This is a genomic window from Saccharopolyspora sp. ASAGF58 (assembly GCF_012277335.1).
Lineage (GTDB): Bacteria > Actinomycetota > Actinomycetes > Mycobacteriales > Pseudonocardiaceae > Saccharopolyspora > Saccharopolyspora hattusasensis.
This window is the reverse complement of record NZ_CP040605.1, coordinates 4,735,432-4,760,920: the sequence shown is the minus strand read 5'-3', so window position 1 is coordinate 4,760,920 and position 25,489 is coordinate 4,735,432. Positions and strand designations below refer to the sequence as shown.

The window sequence follows — 25,489 nt, the reverse complement described above, 5'->3', positions numbered from 1 at the left end:
CCTCGACCGGTCAGGGCGTCACGATCGGGAAGTTCGGGTCGGGCTCGTCCACGAGGCCGACCAGGCGGCCGAGGGTGGCGCGGTCGCCCCGGTAGTCGATGCCTTCCGGCTGCTGACCGGCGATCAGCCCGAGCAGCTGGGCCTTCGTCAGGGTGAGGGCGAGGTCGGCCGGTCCGTCGTCCCGGACCGGCTCCTGGCTCAGCGCGCCGTTGGACAGCGTGGTGCGCACGTGCTCATCGACGTCCGTGACGTGCCAGTCGATGACCAGCCTCGTGTCCGCGGCGCGCGGCCCGTCGACGCGGATCGCGACCGAGTCCAGGATCTGCTCGACCGTCAAGGCCGCGGCCATCCCGCCGGAGATGCTGACCTGCGTCGGAACGATTCCGCTCCGGAGCTCGTGCGCTCCGGTGAGGTAATAGTTGCGCCACGTCGCGTTCTCCGAACCGAACCCGAGCCGCTGGTAGGTGTCCGCGAGCAGCTCCTTGGCGGCGGCGTGGTCCGGCTCGGCGAACACGGCGTGCTTGAGAAGCTGCGCGGCGAACCGCAGATCCCCAGCCGACGCGTACTCCCGGGCCTTCTTCACGACGCGGTCCACGCCGCCTATGCACTCGACGTAGCGCTTCGCCGACTCCGTCGGCGGGTGCTCCCAGAGCGACGCCGGATTGCCGTCGAACCAGCCCATGTAGCGCTGGTACACCGCCTTGACGTTGTGGCTGACCGAGCCGTAGTAGCCGCGCGCGTGCCAGGCGTTGTCCAACGCCGGGGGGAGTACGATCCGCTCGGCGATCTCCAGGCCCGTGTAGCCCAGGTTGGTCAGGCGCAGCGTCTGGTCGTGCAGGTAGGCGTAGAGGTCGCGCTGCTCGGTCAGGAACTTCCGGACCCGTTCTCCGCCCCAGGTGGGCCAGTGGTGGGAGGCGAACGCCACGTCGGTGTGCTCGCCGTACCGCGCGATGGTCTCCGTGAGGTAGCGCGACCACATCCGGGCGTCGCGGACTTCGGCGCCGCGCAAGGTTAGGACGTTGTGCATGTTGTGGGTCGCGTTCTCCGCCAGGCACAGCGCGCGGTGCTCCGGGAAGTAGACGTTCATCTCCGCCGGCGCCTCGGTGCCCGGCGTGAGCTGGAACTGGATGCGCACCCCGTCAAGCGTCTCCTCCTGCCCGGTGCGGGTGATGTCCACTGTGGGCGGGATCAGCGAGACCCGGCCAGTCGACACGTTCTGCCCCAGCCCGGTGCCGACCTGCCCGTCCGGCCCCTTCGGCAGCAACATCCCGTACTGATAGGTGCCTCGTCGGGCCATCGCGATGCCGGCGTAGACGTTCTCCGACACGGCGTGCGCCATGAATCCCGCCGGGGCCAGGACCGGCACCTCGCCGGACACCACGCCTTCGACACCGCCGAAGTGGTCGACGTGGGAGTGCGTGTAGATCACCGCGGTGACCGGGCGCTCGCCGCGGTGCTGCCGGTACAGGGCCAGCGCCGCCGCGGCCGTCTCGACCGACACCAGCGGGTCGATCACGATCATCCCGCGCTCGCCCTCGACCAGGGTCATGTTCGACAGGTCGAGCCCGCGGACCTGGTAGATCCCCGGAACGACCTCGTAGAGCCCCTGCTTGGCGCACAGCCGGGACTGCCGCCACAGGCTGGGATCGACCGTCGCCGGGCAGTCGTCGGCCAGGAAGTCGTACGCGTCGTTGTTCCACACGACGCGCCCACGGTCGTGCACCACGCCGGGTTTCAGCGCGGCGATGAAACCGCGGTCGGCGTCCTCGAAATCGGCATCGGAGAAGGGCGGCTCACTCACGGGACACTCCTGGATCACCTCGCGCGGGTCCCGAGTGCCTTCGCCGTACTCGCGCCCCGGACCATCGGGTTTCAAGTACAACCGCTGGGCGGTATGACCGCATCGCGAACAGCGCGAGCAGCCGTGGGCCGGGGAAGAGCGTCCGAACATGCCTGCGACGGGGTCATCGGCGACCTACGCTTGCTGCGTGACCGAACGGGTGGAGGGTCGGCGATGAGCGAAGGCGTCAAGTTGGACGTCGGGGGCACCGAGGTTTCGGTGTCGCACCCCGACAAGGTCTTCTTCAGCCAGCGCGGCGAGACGAAGCTCGACCTGGTCCGCTACTACCAGGCCGTCGCCGGTCCGCTGCTGGGCACCTTGCAGGGGCGGCCGCTGCTGCTGGAGCGGTATCCGGACGGTGCCGGCGGCAAGTCGTTCTTCCAGAAGCGGGTGCCGAAGTCCGCCCCGCCATGGTTGCAGACCACCGTCGTCGCCACCCCGAACGGCACCACCAGCGACGCGCTCGTCGCCGCCGACCTGGCGCACATCATCTGGGCCGTGAACCTCGGGTGCCTGGGGTTCCACGTCTGGCCGTATCACGCCGACACCCCGGAGATCACCGACGAGCTGCGCATCGACCTCGACCCCTCCCCCGGCGTCCGGTACCCGCAGGTGTTGGAGGCCGCCGCGGCCACCCGGGAACTGCTCGCCGAGCAGGGCATCGAGGCGCACGTGAAGACGTCCGGATCCCGGGGCCTGCACATCTACGTTTCGCTGCAACCGCGTTGGAACAGCTACGAGGTGCGGGCCGCGGCAGTGGCGCTGGCCCGCGAGCTGGAGCGCCGCCACCCCGACCTCATCACCGCGCAGTGGTGGAAGGAGGAGCGGGGCTCCCGGGTGTTCGTCGACTTCAACCAGAACGCCCCGCACAAGACGGTTTTCGGTGCGTGGTGCGTCCGGCCCCGGTTGGGGGCGCAGGTCTCAACCCCGATCGGCTGGGACGAACTCGCCTCGACCGAGCCCAACGAGCTCACCATCGCGACGGTGCCGGGCAGGGTCGCGGAGCGCGGCGACCCGTGGGCCGACCGGCAGCCGGAGTCGATCGAGCCGCTGCTGGAGCAGTCGCAGCGGGACATGGCCAGCGGACTGCAGGACGCGCCGTGGCCGCCGGTGTACCCGAAGCAGCCCAACGAGCCGCCCCGCGTCGCCCCGAGCCGCGCCAAGAAGTCCTGACCGGCTTAACCGCACCAGCTTCGCGAGTTCGACCCGGGAGCGGACGGCCGGCTTGGTGAAGACGTTGCGCAGGTGGTATTCGATCGTGCGGTGGCCGATGTAGAGCTGTTCGGCGATCTCCCGGTTCGTCGCCCCTCCGCGGCCAGCCTGAAGCGCTCGAAATAGGCAGCGGACCCGATCGGCCGGTCGGCCAGCGGACCTCGCCTACACCCTCAAGGCTTCGACCAGACCCAGCAACAGGAAAGCGTCGTTGATCAGCATCGTGTCGCGGATGGCGTCGCTGAATCTTCGGGACAGCGCCGGAACCACCGTGGGGGCTGCGGTGCGGGGTTCGCGCCGATGATGACCGGGAGAGCCACGCCGACGATGGTGCCGTCGACGACGATCATCGACAGACCGGTGGCGAGCACCGCCAGCGCCAGCCACTTACGCGGCGGCCCGACCGCCCACTCCCCTGCTCGGTGCTGGTCACCGGAGCGCTTCGGTTCGCTGCTCGGACTCCTCCTTCGCGTCTGGAAGGCTCTTGCGCAGCAACAGGAACAGGTGGATCAGGCCGAGCGTGATCAGGATGTGGCCGAGGCCGGCGATCCCGGAGATCGCGGCGGAACTCTCCTCGCCCAGCACCGTCAATGTGCCGTGCACCAGCATCATCGCGGTGGTGAGGGCCAGGCCGGAGTTGTAGAACCAGAAGAACAGCGTGAACAACTTGTTCCCGGACAGCGCGAACGCCTTGTCCAGCGCCAGCACCACCAGGAAGAACAGCATGCCCAGCGCGAGCAGGTGGGTGTGCAGCACCGACAGCTCGGTGTCGCCGGTGAAGTCCAGGGCCTTGGTGAACTCGCGGTAGTACAGGCCCGCGGCCAGCCCGAGGATCATGTAGATCAGTGCCGACCAGTACAGCTTCTTCATAGCCGTCGCGCTTCCTTCCAGAACGGGGGATTCCGCCGACACCGACTTTGGCCGCAGCCGCCGCGCGGCACATCGCACCGCGGGTTGGCCCTCCGGAATCGAACGGTGCACCGGAAATCAACCGTTCGAACGATGCGCGGAGCCGACAGGTGGGCTCACTCGACGACGGGGGGAGCTGGCGGCGGCGGTAGTGGCCCGGGGCCGTGCCGTGGGTCCGCTTGAAGGCCTTAGCAAAGGCGTATTCCGAGGCGTAGCCGACCTCTTTGGCGATCGCCGACAGCGCCGCATCGGTTTCGCGCAGCCGGCGGGCCGCGGTGATCATCCGCCACCGGGTCAGGTAGGTCAGCTGCGGCTCGCCGACCAGTGCCGTGAAGCGGCGGGAGAAGGTCGCCCGCGAAATCCCGATCCTCGCGCCAAGCTCCTCGACCGTCCACTGGTGGGCCGGTTCCTCGTGCATCGCGGTCAGCGCGGCGGTGATCGCCCGGTCCTGGCGAATTCGTAGACGCCGCAGAGCAAGGTGGAACGCGCGCCCGGACCGTCGAGCACACGCGGCTCGCCCGGACCGGTGATCTCGTTGTTCGTCGGTCTCGTCATCGCCTTCTTCACCCTGACAGGATCACTGGTCGCACCGCGATCCGGACGCGATCCCGCCGCAGCGCCACGCCGCCGTGCGGAGTTCTGCCGCCGGTAGCAGCCCGAGCGACAGCCCGGCCAGCGTGCAACGCTTCCCGCCGCCTGAGACCGGAAGCATCCACAATGGCCGGAGCCGGGCGGCGGCGATGCTTCGCGGTCAGCCCAGCGCTTCGGCGACGACGCGCGCGGTGTCGACGTGCAGACCGTTGTTCACCTCGTCGCCCTTCCTCGGGCGGCTGGTCAGGACCGCGATGACGATCGGGTGGCCCTTGTCCGTCCAGGTCACCGCCACGTCGTTGCCCGAGGCGTAGTCGCCGGTGCCGGTCTTGTCGCCGGTGCGCCAGGTCGGCGGCAGGCCCGCGCGGATCCGCTTGCCGCCGGTGGTGTTGGCGAACAGCCACCCGGTCAGCCGGTCGTGCTCGGGCCCGCGGAGGGCGTCGCCCACCACCAGCGCCCGGTAGCCCGCGGCGATTCCGGCCGGGGTGGTGGTGTCGCGCTCATCGCCGGGGATCGCCATGTTGAGGTCTGGTTCCCAGCGGTCCAGGCGGGTGCTGCCGTCGCCGATCGAGCGCGCGAACGGGGCGATCGTCGCCGGGCCGCCGAGCTCCGCGAGCAGCAGGTTGGCCGCCGTGTTGTCGCTGCGGGTGATCGCCGCAGCGCACAGCTCGTGAACCATCATGCCGGTGCCCGCATTGGGCTTGGTAATCGGCGAGCCGTCCACCAGGTCGGCCTCGGTGTAGTGGATCATCTTGTCGAAGTAGCCGCTGTCCAGCCCGTGCTCGCGCAGCAGGGCGGCGGCCGCGTAGGTCTTGAACGTCGAGCACATCGCGAACCGCTCGCCCGCGCGGTGCCCCAGGAACTGTCCGGTGTGGACGTTGACCGCGAACAGCCCCAGCCGGGCGTCGTAGCGGCGCTCCAGGTCGGCGAACGCCGGGGCGTACTTGCCGTTCAGGGCGGGTCCGGCGCCGCTGGGTGCTGCCGCCACGCCGCTCGCACCGCACGCGGCCGCCACCGGGGCGGCCAGGAACGCTCCCAGGATCGATCGACGACCGACGCGGGTTTCGTTGTGCTGCAAGGAAGTCTTCCTTTCGGGTTGGCCTGCCGGACGAGCCGGCCTGCCGCCCAATGAAGCAGCCCCCGGGCGATAGCGCCAATCCGCGCCGGCCTCTCGAGCGATAGCGGATCGATTATCCAGCTGCCGAGCGCCGCGCCGCCGCGGCGAACCCGCGAAAAACTCGATCACAACCGGCCGGAACGCAGTGAGCGCGAAGGCGCGCCCGGCGGCCACGGCAGTCAACGCGTCGCGGTCACCCGCTGCGGGCAGGAACTCCGGGTCGAGCCCCTTGCTGCGCAGCGTGTCCACGAGCAGGTCGAACGCCGCCGTCCCGTGGCTGCGTGGCGCGGTCGCGCAGGCCAGGCCGGCCAGCGCGCGCAGCGACTGCTGCGCCGCGCCGCCGGGTGATCGGCGGGCACAGCAGCGAACGCGGGATCTTCCGGATCGGCCCGGACTGGAGGGCGCCGATCAGCGCCGGGGGGTGCACCACAGCACAGTCGAGGAGACCTGCGGTGACGGCATCGACAAGGTCGACCGTGGCAGCCGTGGTGGTGATCACGGTGCGCGCCGCCGGATCGGGCGTGACGGCCCGCACCGCGGCCGTCAGTGCCGCGACCTGCCGATCGCTCAACGCCGCGACGCCCCCGATGCGCACCGCGCCGCGAAGCGGCAGGAGACACCGCGCCGAATTAACAAGCAGGGTCCCGCCGTGTACGGCACCCGAACTCATCGTCCCCGTGATCCACTGTAGAAAGGTCAGTCCTTCTTCTTCTCGTCCTCGTCGATGATCTCGGCGTCGACCACGTCGTCGTCCGCCTGCTTCGCCTGGCCGTCGCCGCTGGTGTCGGCCGCGGCCTGCTGCTGGTGGCCGTAGATGGCCTGGCCGATGGCCTGCGAGCTCGCGGCGAGGTGGTCGACGGCCGAGCGGATCTTGTCGACGTCGTCGCCCTTGAGTGCCTCGTTGACATCCTTGATCGCGTCCTGCACCTGCGTCCGGGTGTCGGCCGGGATCTTGTCGGCGTTGTCGGTGAGCACCTTCTCCGTCTGGTAGACCAAGGTCTCGGCCTGGTTGCGGGTCTCGGCCTCCTCGCGACGCTTGCGGTCCTCGTCGGCGTGCGCCTCGGCGTCCTTGACCATCCGGTCGATGTCGTCCTTCGGCAGCGCCGAACCGCCGCTGATCTTGATGGACTGCTGCCGGCCAGTGCCGAGGTCCTTGGCGTTGACGTGCACGATGCCGTTGGCGTCGATGTCGAAGGTGACCTCGATCTGCGGCAAACCACGCGGCGCCGGCGGGAGACCGGTGAGCTCGAACATGCCGAGCTTCTTGTTGTGCGCGGCCATTTCCCGCTCGCCCTGGAAGACCTGAATCATCACCGACGGCTGGTTGTCCTCGGCGGTGGTGAAGGTCTCGGAGCGCTTGGTCGGGATCGTGGTGTTGCGCTCGATGAGCTTGGTCATGATGCCGCCCTTGGTCTCGATGCCCAGCGACAGCGGCGTGACATCGAGCAACAGGACGTCCTTGACCTCACCGCGCAGCACACCGGCCTGCAGCGCGGCACCCACGGCGACGACCTCGTCGGGGTTGACGCCCTTGTTCGGCTCCTTGCCGTCGGTGAGCTCGCGGACCAGGTCCGTCACGGCCGGCATCCGCGTCGCACCGCCGACCAGCACCACGTGGTTGATGTCGCCGACCTTGATCCCGGCGTCCCGGATCGCGTTGTTGAAAGGCTTGCGGCAGCGCTCCAACAGGTCGGAGGTGATCCGCTCGAACTCGGCTCGGGACAGCGTCTCGTCCAGGAACAGCGGGTTCTTGTCCGCGTCGACGGTGATGTAGGGCAGGTTGATGCTGGTCTGCGAGGAGCTGGACAGCTCGATCTTGGCCTTCTCGGCGGCTTCCTTGATCCGCTGCATGGCCATCCGGTCCTTGGTCAGGTCGATGCCCGATGAGGCCCGGAATTTGTCCACCAGCCACTCGACGACGCGCTCGTCCCAGTCGTCACCACCGAGGTGGGTGTCCCCCGAGGTGGCCTTGACCTCGACCAGCCCTTCGCCGACCTCCAGCAGCGAGACGTCGAAGGTGCCGCCACCGAGGTCGAACACCAGGATGGTCTGCTCCTTCTCGCCCTTCTCCAGGCCGTAGGCCAGCGCCGCGGCGGTGGGTTCGTTGATGATCCGCAGCACGTTGAGGCCGGCGATCTGCCCGGCCTCCTTGGTCGTCTGCCGCTGCGAGTCGTCGAAGTACGCGGGCACCGTCACCACCGCGTCGGTCACGTCCTCCCCCAGGTAGGACTCGGCGTCCCGCTTGAGCTTCATCAGCACGCGGGCGCTGATCTCCTGCGGTGTGTAGGTCTTGTCGTCGATCTGGACCTTCCAGTCGGTGCCCATGTGCCGCTTGACCGACCGGATGGTGCGGTCCACGTTGGTGACCGCCTGGTTCTTGGCCGGCTGCCCCACCAGCAGGTCACCGTTCTTCGCGAAGGCCACCACCGACGGCGTGGTCCGGGAACCCTCGGAATTGGCGATCACCGTCGGCTCGCCGGCTTCCAGAACGGCCACCACCGAGTTCGTCGTACCCAGGTCGATTCCAACCGCGCGCCCCATCACGTACTCCTCTCCGACCCGCCACCGGGCGGGTCCTGCGAGGCCGACACCTTCAGTATGGGAAGCCCCCACGAACGCGTCCACCTGGGCAAAGGCCAGCCGGTACGTGAGGGATATTCCTGCGTTGCGCGGTGCGGGGAGGCCGCCGTTCTCACCGGGTCAGCGGGGGCGGCAGGCTGTGGCCCGAGGTGCCGCCGGGCGAGCAGTGGAAGCAGGTCGATGCGCACGAATCCCGGCCCCCGGCAGGACCTGTACCTGCGCGACTACGGCGGGAATGGGCACTGACGCCCATCCCGGGCAGGTCGCGGCTCTGCTCGGCAGCTTCCCGCTGGGCAGCGAGCTCGTGCCGATCGCGCCCGCGACGTGGACCGCCGAGTGGCTGCGGAAGGTGGCGTCACCGCCGGGGACGACGTGCTCGCCACCGCCGCGCCGCTGCTGCACCGTTCCGAAACGGGCACCAGCGTCGTGGTGACCGACGAGCAGGGTCACCCTGCGTGGCCGGCGTTCGCTGGTGGTGCTCCGGCACGCGCCAACCGGTCAGACGCACGTGGTGCGGGCCGGTCCGCCACCCGAAGGTTGCACCCATTGCGGACCGTTGCAGTACCGGTGACGCGCGACGACAACGTTGTCGCCCAGGTAGTGCGCCGGCATCGCCGCCATCTCCTTTCGGACTTCCAGGCCCCAGGCCGTCGAGCGCGCCCGCGATCTCGTCGGTCTGCCCGCGCAGCGTCGACGAGAGCCGGTTGAGACCGTCGACGGCGCGCATCCGGAAACCAGCAGCGACGCGAGCAGCACCGGGACTAGTAGCCCGGGTCACTGCTCCATTCGGGGCGGATCCGGATGTTACGTCGACATAGAACTTGTTTTACCGGCGAGCCCGCCAGCCGATCAGCCGGGAATCCACCTGGAATTTAGCGACGTGTCGACCATTCCGAAGCATCCGGTCTATGGTTGATGAAACACGTTCCACACGCTCCCCCGTCGATGCAGGAGGGATGCATGCGCATCGCCTACACGCCCGAGCAGGAGCAGCTGCGCAGCGAGCTGCGCCGCTACTTCGGCAAGCTCATGACACCGGAGCTCCGCGAGGAACTGACCGCGCACGGCGACTACGGCGACGGAGTGGCCTACAAGCAGCTGGTCCGGCAGATGGGCGCGGACGGCTGGCTCGCGCTGGGCTGGCCGCCGGAGTACGGCGGGCAGAACCGGAGCATGCTGGAGCAGCTGATCTTCACCGACGAAGCGGCGATCGCAGGCGCCCCGGTGCCGTTCCTGACGCTCAACAGCATCGCGCCGACCATCATGCGCTTCGGCACCCCAGACCAGAAATCGTTCTACCTACCGAAGATCGCCTCCGGTGAGATCCACTTCTCGATCGGCTACTCCGAGCCGGAGGCGGGCACCGACCTCGCCTCGCTGCGCACCACCGCCGACCGCGATGGCGACGAATACGTGATCAACGGCCAGAAGATGTGGACCAGCCTCATCTCGTACGCGGACTACGTGTGGTTGGCCTGCCGCACCGACCGGCTCGCGAAGAAGCACCGCGGCCTGAGCATCCTGATCGTGCCCACCGCCGCACCCGGCTTCTCCTGGACCCCGGTGCACACCGTCGCCGGGCCGTCCACCAGCGCCACCTACTACCAGGACCTGCGCGTGCCGGCGTCGGCACTGGTGGGTGCCGAGAACGAGGGCTGGCCGCTGATCACCAACCAGCTCAACCACGAGCGCGTCGCGCTCACCTCGTCGGCCCCGCTGCGGCTGGCGCTGGACGAGGTGCTGGAGTGGGCGAGCGAAACGCGGCTCGCCGACGGGCGACGCGTGCTGGACCAGGAGTGGGTGCGGCGCCACCTGGCCCGCGTGCACGCCGGGGTGGAATTCCTCAAGCTGGTCAACTGGAAGATCGCCGCCACCGTCGAGGAGCAGCCCGCGCCGGCCACCGCGTCCGCGACCAAGGTGTACGGCACGGAGTTCGCCATCGAGGCCTACCGGCTGCTGATGGAGGTGCTCGGGAGCGCCGCCTACGTCCGAAGCGGCTCGCGGGGCGCCGCGCTGCGCGGCCGGATCGAACGCATGCACCGCTCGTCGCTGATCCTGACCTTCGGCGGCGGAGCCAACGAGGTGCAACGGGACATCGTCGCCGCGGTCGGCCTCGGCCTCCCCCCGGCGAAACGTTAGTCGTGAGTGCTCGCTCCGGTAAGGGCCGGATCTCCCGCTCACGACAACACCCGCCACGGTCGTGAGTGCTCGCTCCGGTAAGAACCGGATCTCCCGCTCACGACACCTATGTCCGCGGCAAAACGACCTCCAGGGAGGATTCATGGACTTCTCGTGCACCGAGGCCCAGGGCGACCTGTCCGGGCTGACCAGGGAGATCCTCGACGATCACGCGACCGCCGAGCGGCTGCGCGAAGTCGAACAAGAGCCGGACCGCTTCGACCGTGCACTGTGGACACAACTGGCACAGGCCGAGGTGCTGTCGGCCGCGCTGCCGAGCACGGCCGGAGGCGGCGGGTTCGGGCTGCTGGAACAGTGCTCCGTGCTGATCGAGCTGGGGCGCGCGGTCGCCCCGGTGCCCTACCTCGCCTCGATCACCACGGCCGCGGCCGCGCTGGCGCAGTTCGGCACCCCGGAGCAGCAGCAGCGCTGGGCCGTCCCGGCGGCGAAGGGCGAGCTGGTGCTTACCGCCGCGCTGGCCGAGGAGAACAACCCCGACCCGGACCGCCCCGCGTGCCGCGCCGAACGCGTGGCCGACGGCTGGACGCTCACCGGCACCAAGACCACGGTCCCGGCCGGCACCTTCGCCGACCTCGTGCTGGTTCCGGCGTCCACATCGGACGGATCGAGGGTGTTCCTCGTCGAGCCCGCGCAGCTGTCGATCGAGCGGCAGCGCATCGTCGACGGCGACAGCGAGGCATGGCTGGCGCTGGACGGCGTACAGGTCGGCGAATACCAGGTGCTCGGCGAGGATTCGGCGGTACTGGACTGGCTGCTCACGCGGGCGACCGTCGGTGCGTGCGCCCACCAGGTGGGTGTTGTCGAGCGGGCGTTGGAGCTGACCAGCGAATACGCCCGCGAGCGGGTCCAGTTCGGTCGGCCGATCGGCAGCTTCCAGGCCGTCGCGCAGCGGCTGGCGGACGCGTTCATCGACGTCGAGGCCGCGCGGCTGACGCTGTGGCAGGCGGCGTGGCGCGTCGGCGAGGGGCTGCCGTGCGCGGCCGAGGTCGCCACCGCGAAGTTCTGGGCCGCCGACTCCGGGCACCGGGTGGCGCACACCGCCGTCCACGTGCACGGCGGCGTCGGCATCGATCTCGACCACCGGCTGCACCGCTACTTCGTCGCGGCGAAGCGGAACGAATTCTCCCTCGGCGGTGCGGCTGCGCAGCTGGGGCGGCTCGGCGACGTGCTGGCGGGCTGACCGATGACGCCTACGGTGACCGAGCTCCTGCTGGCCCGCGCCGACGACGACAGCTGGGTGGCCACGACGAGACCGGCGACGAACCGCGCCACCACGAGCACGGGATAGTTCGGCGCCAGAGGCGATCCGATGTTCCCGAGGGGACACGGCGATGAGGCCGACGATGAGCGGCTTCCGGGCCGGCCGCGCGGTCAGCACGGTGACCACCGGGCCGCCGACGATCATGCTTTGCGCGCAGGCCGTCACCAGCAGACCCGCCGCGGAAAGCGGCAGGACAGGTCGGTGGCGACGTCCGGAAGGATGCCCGCGATCACGAATTCGCCGGTCGTGAAGCTGAAAACGACCAGCACCAGGAGAGAACGGGTAACGGAACGACACCTCACTGGTTCGAACTCAGATGATGTGAATTAGAACTACCGCAGTTCAAATCATCGCCGCTAGAATCGGAACATGGCGAGGGATCCGTCGGCGAGCAGCCAGATCGACCTGGACGTGCGCAGGCTGGTGCACCAGTTCGCGCAGACCCTCGACGTCCACGTGCGCCGCGTCGCCGAGGAACTGGGCCGCACCGCGTCGCAGGTCGTCGCGCTCCGCGAGCTGTCCGAGCCGATCACCGCCCGCGAACTGGCCACCAGGATGTTCTGCGAGGCCTCCAACACGACGTTCGTGCTGGACAAGCTCGAACAGCAGGGCCTCATCGAGCGCAAGCCGCACCCGACGGACCGGCGCGCCAAGCAGATCGTGCTGACCCCGAGCGGTCGGCGCAGCCGGGCCACCGTGCTCAAGCACCTGAGCGCCCGGTCCCCGCTGATCCCGCTCACCGAAGCCCAGCAGGAAACCCTGCGCGATCTGCTGCAAGCCCTCGTCACGCCACACTAGGCGCCTGTCTCGCAGACTCGCTGTCCAATGTGGACCTATGTGGACTTTCCGCCGTGCGGCCTACCTGCGAAGTGACAGTGATCATATTCAACCGGGAAATTAGAGTGCGCGGTCGACCGGACCGCCGTAGCCGGAGTACAGGGCTTCATGACGGACACCGCACCCCTCGTCCACCTCGCAACCGCCCGGCCTCCTCCAACACGCTGACCCCGACGGAGTCCCGATGAGTACCACCACCTTCGTTCCCACCACTGCCGCCGGCTCCGACCGCCGCGCGGTGTCGAACCAGGCGGTCCTTTTCCTGCTGTGGGCGGCGTTCTTCGCCTGCTACGCGTGGATCTCGCTGGCGCGCTACGCCGGGTACGCGTCCATGTCGTTCGACCTGGGGATCTTCGAGCAGGTCGTGCGGTCCTACGCAGAGGGCCGGACGCCGGTGGCAGACCTGCTGGGACCCGGATTCGTCATCTTCGGCGACCACTTCAGCCCCGCGCTGGCGCTGCTCGCGCCGCTCTACTTCCTATTCCCCTCCGCGCAGACGCTGCTCGTCGCGCAGGCTGCCCTGTTCGCGCTCTCGATCGTTCCGGTGACCAGAGCCGCAACGCGGTTGCTCGGCGACACCAGGGGGCGGTCCGTGGGCGTGGCCTACGGCTTGGCCTGGGGAGTGCAACGGGCCGTTGACTTCGACTTCCACGAGATCTGCTTCGCGGTCCCGCTCGTCGCGTTCGCGCTCGAAGCGGCGCTGTCGCAGCGGTGGTGGCGCGCCCTCCTCCTGACCGCACCGCTGGTGCTGGTCAAGGATGACCTCGCGCTCACCGGCGCCGCCATCGCGCTCGTGCTCGCGTGGCTCGCCAGGCAGCACGATAAGCGGTTCGCCCGGGTCGCCGGGGTGAGCGCCGTGCTGTTCGTCGTCGCCTGGTTCTGCATCACCCTGCTGGTCATCCCGTCGTTCAACGCGACGGGCGAATACCGTTACTGGGACAAGATCTCCGGCGACGTGGGGTTCCCCGCCTCGCTGCTGGAAGGCTGGGACGAGAAGTTTAGCACCGCGCTGTGGCTCCTGATCCCGACGACGGGGCTGCTCGCGCTCCGGTCGCCGGTGCTGCTGGCCGTTCTCCCGACGCTCGGCTGGCGGTTCGCCTCCCTCGAGGAGCACTACTGGAGCGCGGACTGGCACTACAACGCGGTGCTGATGCCGATCCTCACCTTCGCGATGGTCGACGCGATCGTCCGGGTGCGCGCGACCCGCCTGTCCTGGTTGCGGGGCTACGCGTCGCACCTGCCGGGGCTCGTCCTGGCGGCGGCGGTCGCACTGACCGTCACGCTGCCGATCGGCAAGCAGATCCAGAACGGCAGCGACCGCTTCCAGCAGGACCCCGAGGCCGCGTCGAGGGTGCTCGCGATGATCCCGGATGGCGCGACGGTCGTAGCCAACAATTCGACGATCGCGCACCTCACCGGGCGCTGCCGGGTCTTCTGGCCCGGCAACACCGACGGGATCGTCCCGGACTACGTCGCCATCTACGAGCCGGACAAGACGGCCGCGGACGTGCGCGAGGAAGCGGCCGAGTGGAACCCGGGAACCACGTACCAAGTCCTGCTGGAGGACTCGGGATTCTGGGCCCTGGGCCGCACCACCTGAGTTCAGCGGAACGTGTTCAGGTCGACCGCACCCGCGGCGGTGCAAGCTGCAAGGGCGTGCCAAGCGCCCTCGGCGCTTCAAAAAGGAGAATAGGAGTTCAGCCGGGTTCGGTGGCGGTCTCTTGCCGCGACGGCTCGCGCGCGTCGGTCGGCTCATGCGTCTCGGTGTGCCGCTTCGCCCAGGAGTAGTCGGGTTTACCGCTGGGCGAGCGGGTGACCTCGTCCACCAGCCACAGGCGGCGCGGCACCTTGTAGCCGGCGATCCACTCCCGGACGTGCGCGTCGAGGTCGGCGAGTCCCGGGGCCGAGCCCGCCCGAGGCTGCACGACGGCCGCGACCCGCTGGCCGAGGCGCTCGTCGGGCACCCCGACAACCAGCGCGTCGAACACGTCCGGGTGCGACTTGAGCGCGGCCTCGACCTCCTCCGGGAAGACCTTCTCGCCGCCGGTGTTGATCGACACCGAGCCGCGGCCCAGCATCGTGACGGTGCCGTCGTCCTCGATCCGCGCGTAGTCGCCCGGCGCGACGTAGCGCTTGCCGTCGATCTCCCGGAACACCGAGCGGGACTTCTCCGCGTCCTTGTAGTAGCCCAGCGGCACGTGCCCGGTGCGCGCCAGCCACCCGATCTCGCCGGGCGGCGCGAAGCTGCCGTCGTCCCGGATCACTGTGGTGGAGGCGTCCGCGTTGACCCTCGGCCCGCCGGTCTGCGCGTTGTCGCGGCCGATGACGCCGATTCCGCTGAACCCGGTCTCCGACGAGCCGATCGAGTCGGTGATCACCACGTTGGGCAGGGCGTCGAGGTATTGGCGCTGCACCGACGGCGAGAAGAGCGCGGCGCTGCTGGAGATCGCGACCAGCGACGAGGCGTCGTAGCCGCCCTCGCGAAAGGCCTCGATGAGCGGCCTGGCCATCGCGTCGCCCACGATCGCCAGCACGTCGACCCGCTCCCGCTCGATCGCGCGCCACACCTCGTGCGCGTCGAACTGCGGCATGAAAACCACGGTGCTGCACGCGAAGAGGTTGCCAAAGCTCGCCCACTGCGCGGCGCCGTGGCTGAACGGTGCGGCGGGCAGCCTGATCAGGCCACCACTTTCGGCACCGGCGCGAGCCTGCTGCCACTCGTCGCGCATCGTTTCGCCGGTCATGAAGTCGATGCCGCCGCCGAGCACCCGCCACACGTCCTCGTGGCGCCACATCACGCCCTTGGGCATGCCGGTGGTACCGCCCGTGTAGAGCAGGTAGAGGTCGTCGGCGCTGCGCTCCGGGAAGTCCCGTTCGGCGGATTGACCGGCCAAGACCGACTCGTACTCGACGCCGCCGTACCCGGTGCAATCGGCGTCGGTGCCGTCTTCGATGACGAGAACTTCGCTCAGTTGCGGGAACTCCGGCCGGACCTTGGCCACGTGGTCGCTGTAGCGGCGTTCGTGCACCAGCGCGGCGAGGTCGGCGTTGTCGAAGATGTAGCGCAATTCGTTCGGCACGTAGCGGAAGTTGATGTTGATGGGCACCGCGCGGACCTTGTAGGCCGCCAGCATGGTCTCCAGCGCCTCGATGGAGTTGCGCGAGTAGACCCCGATGTGCGAGCCCGGCCCGAGCCCGCGGGCTGTGAAGTAGTGCGCCAGCCGGTTGGCCCGCTGGTCCAGCTGCGCGAATGTCAGGCGACGCTCGCCGCAGACCACGGCGACGCGATCGGGTACCAGATCGACGGCGTGCTCGAAGAGATCTGCGATGTTGTATGCCACCCCGTGAAACTAGAACGTGTTATCGTCCTCGGCAAGAACCCGAAAAGCCGAACCACAATTCGCGTCGGTGACGGGCCGTCGCGGCGCAGCGCCGGCGAAGTCGTTTTTCCTGCCGCAGATCCCGCGACGCAAGCAGCGTTCTCCACCCAGTGGAAGGGTTTCCATGACGTCGACAACAGAGGTCGTCGAGCAACCGCACTGCCTGGTCGAACGGCGCGGCGCGGTGCTCGTGGTGACGATGAACCGACCCGAGGTCCGCAACGCTCTGTCCGGGCCGATGCTGGAGATCATGCGGCAGGCCTGGGACGAGGTGGACCGTGACGACGACATCCGGGCGTGCGTGCTGACGGGCGCCGGCGGCGCGTTCTGCGCCGGCGCGGACCTGAAGGCGATGACGCAGGCCCACCCCAGCGACACCGCGCGCGGTATGGACCTGTCCGTGATCGAGCCCCTGCTCAAGGGCCGCCGCCTCACGAAACCGCTGATCGCGGCGGTGGAGGGGCCCGCGGTGGCGGGCGGCACGGAGATTCTGCAGGCAACCGACATCCGGGTGGCGGGCGAGAGCGCACGGTTCGGCGTGTCCGAGGCCCGGTGGGGCCTGTTCCCACTGGGCGGCTCGGCGGTCCGGCTGCCGCGCCAGATCCCCTACACCGTCGCGGCCGACATCCTGCTGACCGGCAGGCACATCTTCGCACCGGAAGCGAAGGACCTCGGCCTGATCGGCCACGTGGTTCCCGACGGCCAAGCCCTGGCCAAAGCCCTGGAGCTGGCGGATCTGATCGCCACCAACGGCCCCCTCGCGGTGCGGGCGATCCTCCGGACGATGCGGGAAACCGAGGGCATGCCGGAGAACGAGGCGTTCACCGTGGACGCTCGCTTGGGCATGGAGGTCTTCTCCAGCGAGGACGCCAAGGAAGGCCCCCGCGCCTTCGCCGAGAAGCGCAAACCGAACTTCCGGGGCAAGTAGGACCGACACCGCCATGCTCGCCCTCGGCGGCCACCGCCCCCCTCCCCGGACGCGCCTAACTCACCCACGGAAGAAGCAGAAGAGCCCGAAATTGCGGGACATCTCGCCGGATCGGGCGTACTCCCGCCGATCAGGTGTACTGCACCTGGACTTCCTTGATGCCGTTGAGCCAGCCGGAGCGGAGGCGGCGGGGTTCGCCGATCCGCTTGATGTCCGGCATGTGGTCGGCGATCGCGTTGAAGATCAGGTCGATCTCCAGGCGGGCCAGGTTCGCGCCGAGGCAGTAGTGCGCGCCGGTGCCGCCGAACCCGACGTGCGGGTTCGGGTCGCGGGTGATGTCGAAGCGCTCCGGCTCGTCGAAGACCTCCGGGTCGAAGTTCGCGGAGCTGTAGAACATGCCGACCCGCTGTCCCCGCTTGATCTCGACGCCCCCGAGTTCGACGTCCTCCGTCGCGGTGCGCTGGAAGGCCACCACCGGAGTCGCCCACCGGACGATCTCGTCGGCCGTCGTCGCCGGGCGCTGCTCCTTGTAGAGCTCCCACTGCTCCGGGTTGTCCAGGAACGCGAGCATTCCGTGGGTGATGGCATTGCGGGTGGTCTCGTTGCCCGCCACCGCCAGCAGGATCACGAAGAACCCGAACTCGTCCGCGGTCAGCGCGTTGCCGTCGATGTCGGCCTGGACCAGCTTGGTCACGATGTCGTCCATCGGACAGCCGCGGCGCTCCTCGGCCATGTTGGTGAAGTAGCCGAGCATCTCGGCGGCGGCGACCTCCGGCTGGATGTCGTACTCCGGGTCGTCGTAGCCGACCATCTGGTTCGACCAGTCGAAGATCTCCTTGCGGTGCTCTTGCGGGAGCCCGAGCAGTTCCGCGATCGCCTGCAGCGGCAGCTCGCAGGCCACGTCGGTGACGAAGTCGCCGCTGCCGCGCTCGCGGGCCACGGTGGCGATCCGCTGGGCCCGGCCCCGCAGCGCCGATTCCAGGCTGTTGATCGCCCGCGGGGTGAAGCCGCGCTGCACGATCTTGCGCAGCTTGGTGTGCTGCGGCGGGTCGATGTTGAGCATGATGAAGCGCTGCAGCTCGATCTGCTCGCGGGTCATGCTCTCGTTGAACCGGATGACGGCTGTGTTCTCCCAGCTGGAGAACACGGCGCTGCGCCGGGATACCTCTTTGACGTCGGCGTGCCGACTGATCACCCAATAGCCGCCGTCGTCGAACCCACTTCGACGGTCGGGCTGCCGGTTCCACCACAGTGGCGCGGTGCTGCGCAGCTCGGCGAACTCGGCCAGCGGCAGCCGTTCGGCGAGCAGGTCGGGATCGGTGAAGTCGAAGCCCTCCGGAATGCGCGGTGCGACCACGGCAACCTCCTACAGCGACGCGTTATCCGACCGGTTAAATGAAACGAGTTCTAAACAAGAGAACCACACTTCCAAGGTTCAGTAAACCCCTGTAACTATCGTTGCATCGAATGAGCGCCAACATGTTCGATCAAAGTTGATTGGCACGCTTGCACGATAAGTAGCACATGTTCTATTTTTGGTCCGGCCTGCCGAGGGGGCCCAGGTGGGCAATCCGGTGATCGTGGAAGCGGTCCGCACCCCGATCGGCAAGCGCCCGGCTTGTGGGACTGCACGCCGCCGAGATCGAGTCCGCCCGGGAATAGATCCGTGAGTGGTTTTGGGCGCCATGGCAACCAAAACCACTCACGGCCAGTCGTGGCCGGTCGCGTACCAACGTCCGGAGTGGAAGACCAACCCGTGCGGGTCGAACTGCGCTCGCTGTCGACCCCCTTCCAGGACACGTAGCGCAGCCGCACCCGCCGGCGATGCCGCGCCGCCTCGGCCAGGGTCAGCACCGCCGCTGTCGCCGGAGCCGCCCCCTCCCGCGTCCCCATGGTGAAGCCGAGCATCTCCTGCAACGACTGGATGCGGTCGCGCCGTGCGGGCGGGAGGACGCGCTGCACCTTGGTGAGCGCGGACCCGGCCGCCGGCCCGGGCAGGCCGAGGCGCCGACCGGTCAGCAGGCCGAGCACCACCGCGGTGGCCTCGTCGCCGGTGAGCATCAGCGGCGACAGCTTGTACCCGGGCATCAGCCGGTATCCGCCGTAGCGGCGTGGCTACACTCCGGCTTGCCACACCAGGTCGGGTCACCCAGCCGGTCACGCACGAACTGCCAGTGCCGCTTGGCCATCCGGTCCGCATCGGTCCCGGCAACCACCGCACCACGGTAGACGCGCAATGCGGATCCGCGCAGGCGCAGCTGCGGGCCCGCAAAGCCGGGCTCGATCCCCGCTCTTCGCCCAATCCGCGCCCAATCCGCCGTCGACCGGCTCACCTCCACCACCCAAGGCCACGCACCTCATCGCGGGGCATGCCACCTACCGACGCGAACAGGCCGTTCGCCGAAAGCCCCGCCGACTACCTGCGCCGCTCGATCATCGATGCGCCCTACCAATACGCCGCTCGGGTCACGGTGCAGGCCTCCGCGGCAACCGTGCGTGAGCACCTGCACCCGTTGCTGCCGATCAGGGTCACCGCGATCGACGACGGCAGCTGCACCGTCCAGCTCGGCGAGGACACGCTTCGCGCGATCATCCGCCGCATCCTCGAACTCGCGGTCCTGGGCGCCGACTTCAGCATCGACGCCCCGGACGACCTGCGCGATCACCTGCGATCCCGACTCCGGGGATTGCTCGGCGCCCTGCAGGGTTAAGCCCAATGCTGGCCGTTTAAGTGATCTTGGCTGGTCGAGGTCGGTGTCCGGTTTTGCTGGGTGCGGTGATGACGACCGCGAAGCGGGATGGCCTGCTGTCCTGGGGCTGCTGGCGGTGGCGTCGCCTGAATCTGCGGATACCCGGTCTTGCCCTCACCACGGCCCGAACCCGGGCGACCGAACTCCCGATCGTTGCCCTCGGTATCGGGCACGTTGAATGTGGTTCCCGTCCACCGCCGTCAATAACCAGTCCTGATACCACGCGCCGCGCGTGTCCGGTCGCGCGCGGGGGGTCGTCACCGCGCGCACCGCCGTTTCCATCGGATCCGATCCCGACCGACGGCGGGCGGCCACGATCGACCCGGTCGCGGGCACCCGATAACCCTGCCCGCCCTGCCCGAACACCGACTTGAAGATCTTCATTGCCGACCGGTAGGACTCGGGCGGAAACAGGCGCGAGACCAGCGTGATGTAGAAAATCAGCCGGGCGGGCAGTGCGCGGGTCCGCTGTATTGATCAATAACTCTATCGACCAATTCCCACAGGGAACGTTCGGGTCAGCACGCCGATGGCGGCCTGATCGGCCACGCTGACACCCGCCCGCGCACCTGCCTCGAGATCCACAAGTGCGCAGGCTACCGGCCACGCGACAATCTGAACGACCGGCATTGGGGTTAAACCGCGGTCGAGCGCGTCCGGGAAACCGCAGCACCACGGCCCGTGACCACTGCGCGTGCCCGAATTTCCCCCGGGAAACCGACCGATTGCACCTTTTCTTCGACGCGATCTCGGCCGACGTGAACTCCTAGAGTACGAGGAGCGGGAGCGAACCATGAGCGTCGGCGTTTTCCGGGCCAAGTCAGCGCAATTCGGCGGCCAGGTCGCACTCCGACTCAGACCCCCGCAAGTCACCAGAATGGACGAATGCCCGCAAGGCGGCTGCCACGCCCCGGTGCCGAGGCAGGGCGGTGGCGGCCGGATCTGCATCAAGTGCGGCGCGTCCTGCTGACACCGCATCGAGCGAAATCACCCAGACGCGCTGGCTCGCCTCACCAAACCGGATTCCAGCGAGGCGAGGGCACGGTCCGCAGCGACGGCGGGGTGGCGACCCCTGGTGGTCGCCAGGGTGATCGGCCGCTGGTAGAGCCAGGCATTGGGATTGGTCGCGGCGTGCTCGCGGTCGGCCACTGCGACGCGGCCGAAGTCTTCGCGCGCCGTAGGTGTGCAGGTAGCGGCGGGCGAACATCGCGACCTGCGCGCCGGGGGTGGCCACCCCGACCGGGTAGGACCAGCAGTTGTCCAGCCCCGCCGAGGTCGGCGCACCTGCCGCCGCCGCCTGCACCTGCCCGAACCGGCTCCCGGACCACTCGTTGAACGTCCGGTAGCAGACCACGACCTCGGCCGTGCCGGTGGCGACCGTCATGGCGGCCCGCCGCACGGTCGCGCAGGCCGCGCCACCGCCGTAGTGTGTGCGGCTGAAGAAGCTCAGCTCCGGGATGCCAAGTTCCCGGGCGACAGCGGTTTCGGTTTTGTTGTCAATTTGAAGGTCACCAAACCAGCCACATCGGACGGTTCCGGCCCGGCGTCCCCGAGGCCGGCCCGAACAGCCTCGGCCGAGCCCGGCACCGCCCAGCCGCTCCGGCACCGCTAGAGACGGCAGCCCCCATCGGCCAGCGCCTTCCAAGTCGCCTCATCGAAACCGGTTCCATCGCTGTTGCGACCCGCGTCGCAGCACCTCAGCGGCCAGTTCTTGCACCGACTGCTGCGTTTCCCCGAAGGCGAACTCCATCCGACCAGCCTCACCATCACCAGATATTGGAACTTGTTCTAATAGAACCGGCGGGTGCGCCGCGACGCAAGCAGCCGGATGCCGATGACAACGATGATGGCGGCGCTCAGGCCGGCCAACGACAACAGGTTCTACCGGAACTGCGCAGTTCAGAAGGTAGTATTCCGGCGGCACCGAACCGGACCAGACGGAGGACGCACGTGACGCAGGGATCGGCCACCGACCGCGAGCAGCACCCCCCGATCCCAGCGGATCTGCGCGAACTCGCTGAGCAGGCCACCGGGTTCATGCCGCCCGAGGAAGGACAGGCGCTCTACGAGGCCGCGCTGGAGCACCTCGGCACCGGTCTTGCGGTCGAGATCGGCACCTACTGCGGCAAATCCGCTATCTACCTCGGCGCAGCGGCCCGAAGCACCGGCGGCCGGATCGTCACCGTCGACCACCACCGGGGCTCCGAAGAGCACCAGCCCGGCTGGGCGTATCACGACCCGAACCTGGTCGACCCGGCCGTCGGGAAGGTGGACACGCTGGGCGAATTCCGGCGAACGATCGCGCGGGCCAGACTGGAGGACGAGGTGACCGCGATCGTCGGCCGCTCCGGCGCGGTCGCGGAGTTCTGGCGAACCCCGCTGTCGCTGCTGTTCATCGACGGCGGCCACACCGACGCGGCCGCCAACACCGACTACGAAGGCTGGGCACACTGGGTGGCGCCGGGCGGTGTCCTGGTGATCCACGACGTCTTCCCGGACCCCAACGACGGAGGCCAGGCGCCGTACCGCATCTACTGCCGAGCCCTGGAAACGGGAGCGTTTCGCGAAACCCGAGTCGTCGGCTCCCTCCGAGTCCTGCAACGCGCCACCGGAACCCCGGGCTCCTTCCGGTGAGACCCCGCGATTGAAATTGAACTCCGTCGGCGTGTCGGACCACGACACGCCGGAGACTGTGGATAACTTCCGCAATTTCAATGGAAATCAGAGGTCTGATTTCCATTGAAATTGCGGATGGGATCCGTATGCGATCGGTCAGGCGCCGGGGACGTACTCGAGTTCGCAGCAGGGGACGTTCTCGACCGGCAGGCCCGTCGGGAGCTTCTCACCTCGGAAGATGCCATTGCCCGGCGTCGCGCGGGACAGCGCATCCGCAGCTAGGACCACCGCGGCGCCGGTCCAGGTGGAGCGCTCCTCCGGCCAGCGCTTGCCGTCGGCGTATACCAGGCCCGTCCAGTACGAGCCGTCCGGGTCGCGCAGGTGCTGCATCGCCGCGAGCAGCTCGCGGGCGCGGTCGTGCTCGTCCAGCGCATCGAGGCTCAGCACCAGTTCGCAGGTTTCCGCGCCGGTGACCCACGGGTGGTCATCGACGCAGCGCACCCCCAACCCGTCGACCACGAAGTCCGACCAGCGGGCGAACAGCCGCTGTCGCGCAGCCTCACCGCGCAGTGCACCGCCGAGGATCGGGTAGTACCAGTCCATCGAGTACCGGTGCTTCGGCGTGAACGCCTCGGGGTGGCGGCGCAACGCGTGCCCGAGCCGGCCCAGCGCCACCTCCCAGCCCGGCTGCGGCTGGTCCAGGTAGTCGGCCAGCGCGAGCGCGCAGCGCAGGCTGTGGTGGATGCTGGAGCATCCCGACAGCAGCGCCTCGCCGGTCGGGATGCCGGACTCGCCCACCGCCCAGTCGATCTCGCCCCGCTCCCGCTGCGCGGTAAGCACGAATTCGATCGCGGCCCGCACCACCGGCCACATCCGCTCCGCGAACGCGTCGTCGCCGCTGATCAGCAGGTAGTGCCACACGCCGACGGCGGGGTATGCGCAGAAGTTGGTGTCCGCGCCGGCGTCCTCGATCCGCCCGTCGCGCACCTGCAAGGGCCAGGACCCGTCCGCGCGCTGTGTTCCGCGCAGCCACTCGTAGGCGCACTCGGCCTCGGGGAGCAGACCTGCCGCGGCCATCGCCATCGCCGACTCGACGTGGTCCCACGGGTCCACGTGCCCGCCCGGGAACCACGGCACCGCACCCGATGCCAACTGCGTCGCCGCGATGGCCTTGCCGGTCTGAACGGCCGCCTCGGCGGACAGCACGCCCGGGACCTCAGGCCCCGGCACGGGCCGCTCCCGGCTTACCCAGGTAGACCGCGATGCTCTTGCCCATCACCGGGTCCAGCAGCCGCTCGGCGGTGCGGGTGATCCAGGGCCCCTTCATCAGGTCCCACACCAGCATCTGGTGGTAGGCCTTGGGCAGCGGGTGGTCGTCGTTGCCGGTGCCCACCGCGCACTTGAGCCACCAGTACGGCGAGTGCAGGGCGTGCGCGTAGTGGTGGAAGGCCGGGCGCAGGCCCGCGTCGCGGAGCTTGCCGATCAGCTCGTCGGCGGTGTAGATCCGCACGTGGCCGCCCTCGACCTGGTGGTACTCGTCCGACAGCGCCCAGCAGATCTTCTCCGGCCACCAGCGCGGCACCGTCACCACGACACGGCCGCCGGGCTTGACGACGCGCACCATCTCGCGCATCGCCTTCTCGTCCTCGGGGATGTGCTCCATGATCTCCGAGGCGATGACGCAGTCGAAGTGCTCGTCCGGGAACGGCAGCGCGAGCGCGTCACCGGAAACGGTCTGCGCGGCGGAGCCGTCGGGCACCTGGTTCTCGGCCTTCATCGCGGCGAACATCGCCGCCACGTTCTCCAGCTCCGCGACGTCCTGGTCGAAGGCGATCACGTCCGCCCCGCGCCGATAGAGTTCGAAGGCGTGCCGCCCCGCGCCGCAGCCCAGGTCCAGCACCCGCTGGCCCGGTCGCACGCCGAGCTTGTCGAAGTCCACCGTCAGCAAGTTGCTCCTTCCCCGGCGCGCGCCCTCCGCGCGATCGCCTCGGCGTAGCAGTCGACCGTCGCCGCTGCCACCGATTTCCAGCTGTATTTCGCCAAAACCCGCGCCCGGCCCGCCGCGCCGAGCCGCTGCCGCCGATCGTCCGAGTCGAGCAGTCCGGCCAGCGCCGCCGTCAGCGCTTCGGCATCGCCCGGCGGAACCAGGTCGGCGCATTCGCCGTCCGGCCCGGCCACCTCCGGGATCGCTCCGGCCCGGCTGGCCACCAGCGGGGTCGCGCAGGCCATCGCCTCGACGGTCGGCAGCGAGAACCCCTCGTACAGCGACGGCACGCAGGCCACCTCGCCAGAGCCGAGCAGCTCGGCCAGCGCTGCATCGCTGAGGCCGTTGACGGTGCGCACCACGTCGCCGATGGCCAGTTCCTCGATGCGCTGCTCGGTCGGGCCGCCGGGGGTCGGCTTCGCGACCAGCACCAGCTCCACGGTGCGTTCGGTGCGCAGCTTCGCGACCGCCTCCAGCAGCGTGCCGATGCCCTTCATCGGGGTATCCGCGCTGGCCATCGCCACAATGCGGCCCGGCACACGGGGCGCGGTCGGCGGCTTGAACACCTCAGCGTCCACGCCCAGCGGCACCACCCGCAGCTGCTGCGCGCCGACGCCGAAATCGCGGCGGATGTCGAGGGCCGACGACTCCGAAACGGTCAAAAGCTGCGGGATGCGGCGGGCCACCCGGCCCTGCATCCGGGTGAAGCCGTACCAGCGGCGCACGCCTAATCGCCGCCAGCCGGTGGCGCCGGCCAAGTCCACCCGGCGGTCGTGCGTGATGGGGTGGTGCACCGTCGCCACCAGTGGAATCCCGGCGCGCTGCAGGGACAGCAGCCCGTAGCCGAGGCACTGGTTGTCGTGCACCACGTCGAACTCGTGGGCCCGGGCGCGCAGCAGCTTCGCCGCGCGCAGGCTGAAGGTCAGCGGCTCCGGGAACCCGGCGGTCCACATGGTGCCGACCTCCAGCAGGTCGACGGCGTCACGCAGTTCCCGCCAGCCCGGGGTGCGGAACGGGTCCGCCTCGTCGTAGAGGTCGAGGCTGTCCACGGCGGTCAGGTCGACCCCGGGATCCAGCTCCGGGTACGGCTTGCCGGAGAACACCTCGACGTGGTGCCCCAGTTCGGCCAGCCCCCGGCTGAGGTGGCGGACGTAGACGCCTTGCCCGCCGCAGTGCGGCTTGCTCCGGTACGACAGCAACGCGATCCGCACGGCTCACCTCACACAGCCCGCGCCCGGCGGGCTGGGTAGACTGGAACATGTTTCGATCGAACCACGTCGATCAC

The 25,489-nt window shown here is 69.1% G+C and carries 21 protein-coding genes and 3 pseudogenes; 8 read left to right on the top strand and 16 right to left on the bottom strand.

Annotated elements, in window-relative coordinates:
- Positions 1-10: 10 nt before the first annotated feature.
- Entirely contained in the window at positions 11-1,801 is a 1,791-nt protein-coding gene (locus tag FDZ84_RS22825; RefSeq protein ID WP_168587563.1) for an alkyl/aryl-sulfatase, read from the bottom strand.
- 213 nt (positions 1,802-2,014) lie between these two features.
- Here FDZ84_RS22825 and ligD point away from each other — a divergent pair, with 213 nt between their 5' ends.
- Positions 2,015-3,013 carry a non-homologous end-joining DNA ligase gene (gene ligD / locus FDZ84_RS22820; RefSeq protein ID WP_168587562.1) on the top strand — a complete coding sequence of 333 codons (999 nt, stop codon included), beginning with the start codon at positions 2,015-2,017 and terminating at the stop codon, positions 3,011-3,013.
- Between the two features lie 27 nt (positions 3,014-3,040).
- Here ligD and FDZ84_RS40065 read toward each other — a convergent pair.
- The 7 genes and pseudogenes from FDZ84_RS40065 to dnaK all read right to left on the bottom strand — a co-directional run.
- A pseudogene (locus FDZ84_RS40065) lies at positions 3,041-3,136 on the bottom strand (LuxR C-terminal-related transcriptional regulator); the annotation flags it as partial.
- A 345-nt stretch (positions 3,137-3,481) separates the two neighbouring features.
- Positions 3,482-3,922 carry a DUF2871 domain-containing protein gene (locus FDZ84_RS22810; protein WP_168587561.1) on the bottom strand — a complete coding sequence of 147 codons (441 nt, stop codon included), beginning with the start codon at positions 3,920-3,922 and terminating at the stop codon, positions 3,482-3,484.
- A 190-nt stretch (positions 3,923-4,112) separates the two neighbouring features.
- Positions 4,113-4,379: pseudogene (locus FDZ84_RS22805) on the bottom strand (helix-turn-helix transcriptional regulator); the annotation flags it as partial.
- Positions 4,380-4,384: 5 nt separating this feature from the next.
- Complete coding sequence (locus FDZ84_RS40060) at positions 4,385-4,516, bottom strand: hypothetical protein (RefSeq protein ID WP_256413554.1); 132 nt, start codon at positions 4,514-4,516, stop codon at positions 4,385-4,387.
- Positions 4,517-4,712: 196 nt separating this feature from the next.
- Entirely contained in the window at positions 4,713-5,630 is a 918-nt protein-coding gene (bla, locus tag FDZ84_RS22800) for a class A beta-lactamase (protein WP_168590281.1), read from the bottom strand.
- Between the two features lie 232 nt (positions 5,631-5,862).
- Positions 5,863-6,339 carry a hypothetical protein gene (locus FDZ84_RS22795; protein ID WP_246868354.1) on the bottom strand — a complete coding sequence of 159 codons (477 nt, stop codon included), beginning with the start codon at positions 6,337-6,339 and terminating at the stop codon, positions 5,863-5,865.
- Between the two features lie 26 nt (positions 6,340-6,365).
- Complete coding sequence (gene dnaK / locus FDZ84_RS22790) at positions 6,366-8,210, bottom strand: molecular chaperone DnaK (protein ID WP_168587560.1); 1,845 nt, start codon at positions 8,208-8,210, stop codon at positions 6,366-6,368.
- Positions 8,211-9,209: 999 nt separating this feature from the next.
- Between dnaK and FDZ84_RS22785 the strand changes: the two genes are divergently transcribed.
- The 4 genes from FDZ84_RS22785 to FDZ84_RS22770 all read left to right on the top strand — a co-directional run bounded on the left by FDZ84_RS22785 (position 9,210) and on the right by FDZ84_RS22770 (position 14,146).
- Positions 9,210-10,388, top strand: coding sequence for an acyl-CoA dehydrogenase family protein (locus FDZ84_RS22785; protein WP_168587559.1), 1,179 nt, complete (start codon positions 9,210-9,212; stop codon positions 10,386-10,388).
- Positions 10,389-10,530: 142 nt separating this feature from the next.
- Positions 10,531-11,628 (top strand): acyl-CoA dehydrogenase family protein, encoded by a 1,098-nt coding sequence (locus FDZ84_RS22780; RefSeq protein ID WP_168587558.1) that lies wholly within the window; start codon positions 10,531-10,533, stop codon positions 11,626-11,628.
- A gap of 450 nt (positions 11,629-12,078) precedes the next feature.
- Positions 12,079-12,507, top strand: coding sequence for a MarR family winged helix-turn-helix transcriptional regulator (locus tag FDZ84_RS22775; RefSeq protein WP_168587557.1), 429 nt, complete (start codon positions 12,079-12,081; stop codon positions 12,505-12,507).
- A 223-nt stretch (positions 12,508-12,730) separates the two neighbouring features.
- Positions 12,731-14,146, top strand: a complete 1,416-nt coding sequence (locus FDZ84_RS22770) for a DUF2079 domain-containing protein (RefSeq protein ID WP_168587556.1) — start codon at positions 12,731-12,733, stop codon at positions 14,144-14,146.
- 97 nt (positions 14,147-14,243) lie between these two features.
- On the opposite strand, the gene FDZ84_RS22765 is transcribed toward FDZ84_RS22770, so the two are convergent.
- Complete coding sequence (locus FDZ84_RS22765; protein ID WP_168587555.1) at positions 14,244-15,887, bottom strand: acyl-CoA synthetase; 1,644 nt, start codon at positions 15,885-15,887, stop codon at positions 14,244-14,246.
- 163 nt (positions 15,888-16,050) lie between these two features.
- Between FDZ84_RS22765 and FDZ84_RS22760 the strand changes: the two genes are divergently transcribed.
- Positions 16,051-16,854, top strand: a complete 804-nt coding sequence (locus FDZ84_RS22760; RefSeq protein WP_168587554.1) for a crotonase/enoyl-CoA hydratase family protein — start codon at positions 16,051-16,053, stop codon at positions 16,852-16,854.
- Positions 16,855-16,984: 130 nt separating this feature from the next.
- Here the strand turns inward: FDZ84_RS22760 and FDZ84_RS22755 are convergent, their stop codons facing one another.
- Positions 16,985-18,211, bottom strand: a complete 1,227-nt coding sequence (locus tag FDZ84_RS22755) for a cytochrome P450 (protein WP_168587553.1) — start codon at positions 18,209-18,211, stop codon at positions 16,985-16,987.
- A 730-nt stretch (positions 18,212-18,941) separates the two neighbouring features.
- Entirely contained in the window at positions 18,942-19,196 is a 255-nt protein-coding gene (locus FDZ84_RS22750) for a hypothetical protein (protein ID WP_168587552.1), read from the bottom strand.
- Positions 19,197-19,223: 27 nt separating this feature from the next.
- On the opposite strand from FDZ84_RS22750, the gene FDZ84_RS22745 reads away from it, so the two are divergent.
- Positions 19,224-19,565, top strand: coding sequence for a WYL domain-containing protein (locus tag FDZ84_RS22745; protein WP_210435053.1), 342 nt, complete (start codon positions 19,224-19,226; stop codon positions 19,563-19,565).
- A gap of 153 nt (positions 19,566-19,718) precedes the next feature.
- Here FDZ84_RS22745 and FDZ84_RS40835 read toward each other — a convergent pair whose 3' ends face one another.
- Together FDZ84_RS40835 and FDZ84_RS39140 are read right to left on the bottom strand one after the other, a co-directional pair.
- Complete coding sequence (locus FDZ84_RS40835; RefSeq protein ID WP_168590280.1) at positions 19,719-20,078, bottom strand: transposase domain-containing protein; 360 nt, start codon at positions 20,076-20,078, stop codon at positions 19,719-19,721.
- 609 nt (positions 20,079-20,687) lie between these two features.
- Positions 20,688-21,182: pseudogene (locus FDZ84_RS39140) on the bottom strand (lipid-transfer protein); the annotation flags it as partial.
- A gap of 372 nt (positions 21,183-21,554) precedes the next feature.
- Between FDZ84_RS39140 and FDZ84_RS22730 the strand changes: the two are divergent.
- Complete coding sequence (locus FDZ84_RS22730; protein ID WP_246868353.1) at positions 21,555-22,238, top strand: class I SAM-dependent methyltransferase; 684 nt, start codon at positions 21,555-21,557, stop codon at positions 22,236-22,238.
- A gap of 138 nt (positions 22,239-22,376) precedes the next feature.
- Here FDZ84_RS22730 and FDZ84_RS22725 read toward each other — a convergent pair whose 3' ends face one another.
- Genes FDZ84_RS22725 through FDZ84_RS22715 form a run of 3 tightly spaced genes read right to left on the bottom strand, consistent with a single transcriptional unit; the run spans position 22,377 to position 25,415 of the window.
- Positions 22,377-23,450 carry a prenyltransferase gene (locus tag FDZ84_RS22725; protein WP_168587550.1) on the bottom strand — a complete coding sequence of 358 codons (1,074 nt, stop codon included), beginning with the start codon at positions 23,448-23,450 and terminating at the stop codon, positions 22,377-22,379.
- Positions 23,437-24,159 (bottom strand): methyltransferase domain-containing protein, encoded by a 723-nt coding sequence (locus FDZ84_RS22720; protein WP_246869211.1) that lies wholly within the window; start codon positions 24,157-24,159, stop codon positions 23,437-23,439. Before FDZ84_RS22720 ends, FDZ84_RS22725 begins: the two co-directional genes overlap by 14 nt.
- 2 nt (positions 24,160-24,161) lie before the next feature.
- Positions 24,162-25,415 carry a glycosyltransferase family 4 protein gene (locus tag FDZ84_RS22715; RefSeq protein WP_168587548.1) on the bottom strand — a complete coding sequence of 418 codons (1,254 nt, stop codon included), beginning with the start codon at positions 25,413-25,415 and terminating at the stop codon, positions 24,162-24,164.
- Positions 25,416-25,489 lie beyond the last annotated feature (74 nt).

Excerpts from the sequence above, each read along its gene's own strand:
- ligD (WP_168587562.1), top strand. The coding sequence starts at position 2,015 with ATGAGCGAAGGCGTCAAGTTGGACGTCGGGGGCACCGAGGTTTCGGTG.
- FDZ84_RS22810 (WP_168587561.1), bottom strand. The coding sequence starts at position 3,922 with ATGAAGAAGCTGTACTGGTCGGCACTGATCTACATGATCCTCGGGCTG.
- FDZ84_RS40060 (WP_256413554.1), bottom strand. The coding sequence starts at position 4,516 with ATGACGAGACCGACGAACAACGAGATCACCGGTCCGGGCGAGCCGCGT.
- FDZ84_RS22795 (WP_246868354.1), bottom strand. The coding sequence starts at position 6,339 with ATGAGTTCGGGTGCCGTACACGGCGGGACCCTGCTTGTTAATTCGGCG.
- dnaK (WP_168587560.1), bottom strand. The coding sequence starts at position 8,210 with ATGGGGCGCGCGGTTGGAATCGACCTGGGTACGACGAACTCGGTGGTG.
- FDZ84_RS22785 (WP_168587559.1), top strand. The coding sequence starts at position 9,210 with ATGCGCATCGCCTACACGCCCGAGCAGGAGCAGCTGCGCAGCGAGCTG.
- FDZ84_RS22780 (WP_168587558.1), top strand. The coding sequence starts at position 10,531 with ATGGACTTCTCGTGCACCGAGGCCCAGGGCGACCTGTCCGGGCTGACC.
- FDZ84_RS22775 (WP_168587557.1), top strand. The coding sequence starts at position 12,079 with ATGGCGAGGGATCCGTCGGCGAGCAGCCAGATCGACCTGGACGTGCGC.
- FDZ84_RS22770 (WP_168587556.1), top strand. The coding sequence starts at position 12,731 with ATGAGTACCACCACCTTCGTTCCCACCACTGCCGCCGGCTCCGACCGC.
- FDZ84_RS22760 (WP_168587554.1), top strand. The coding sequence starts at position 16,051 with ATGACGTCGACAACAGAGGTCGTCGAGCAACCGCACTGCCTGGTCGAA.
- FDZ84_RS22745 (WP_210435053.1), top strand. The coding sequence starts at position 19,224 with ATGCCACCTACCGACGCGAACAGGCCGTTCGCCGAAAGCCCCGCCGAC.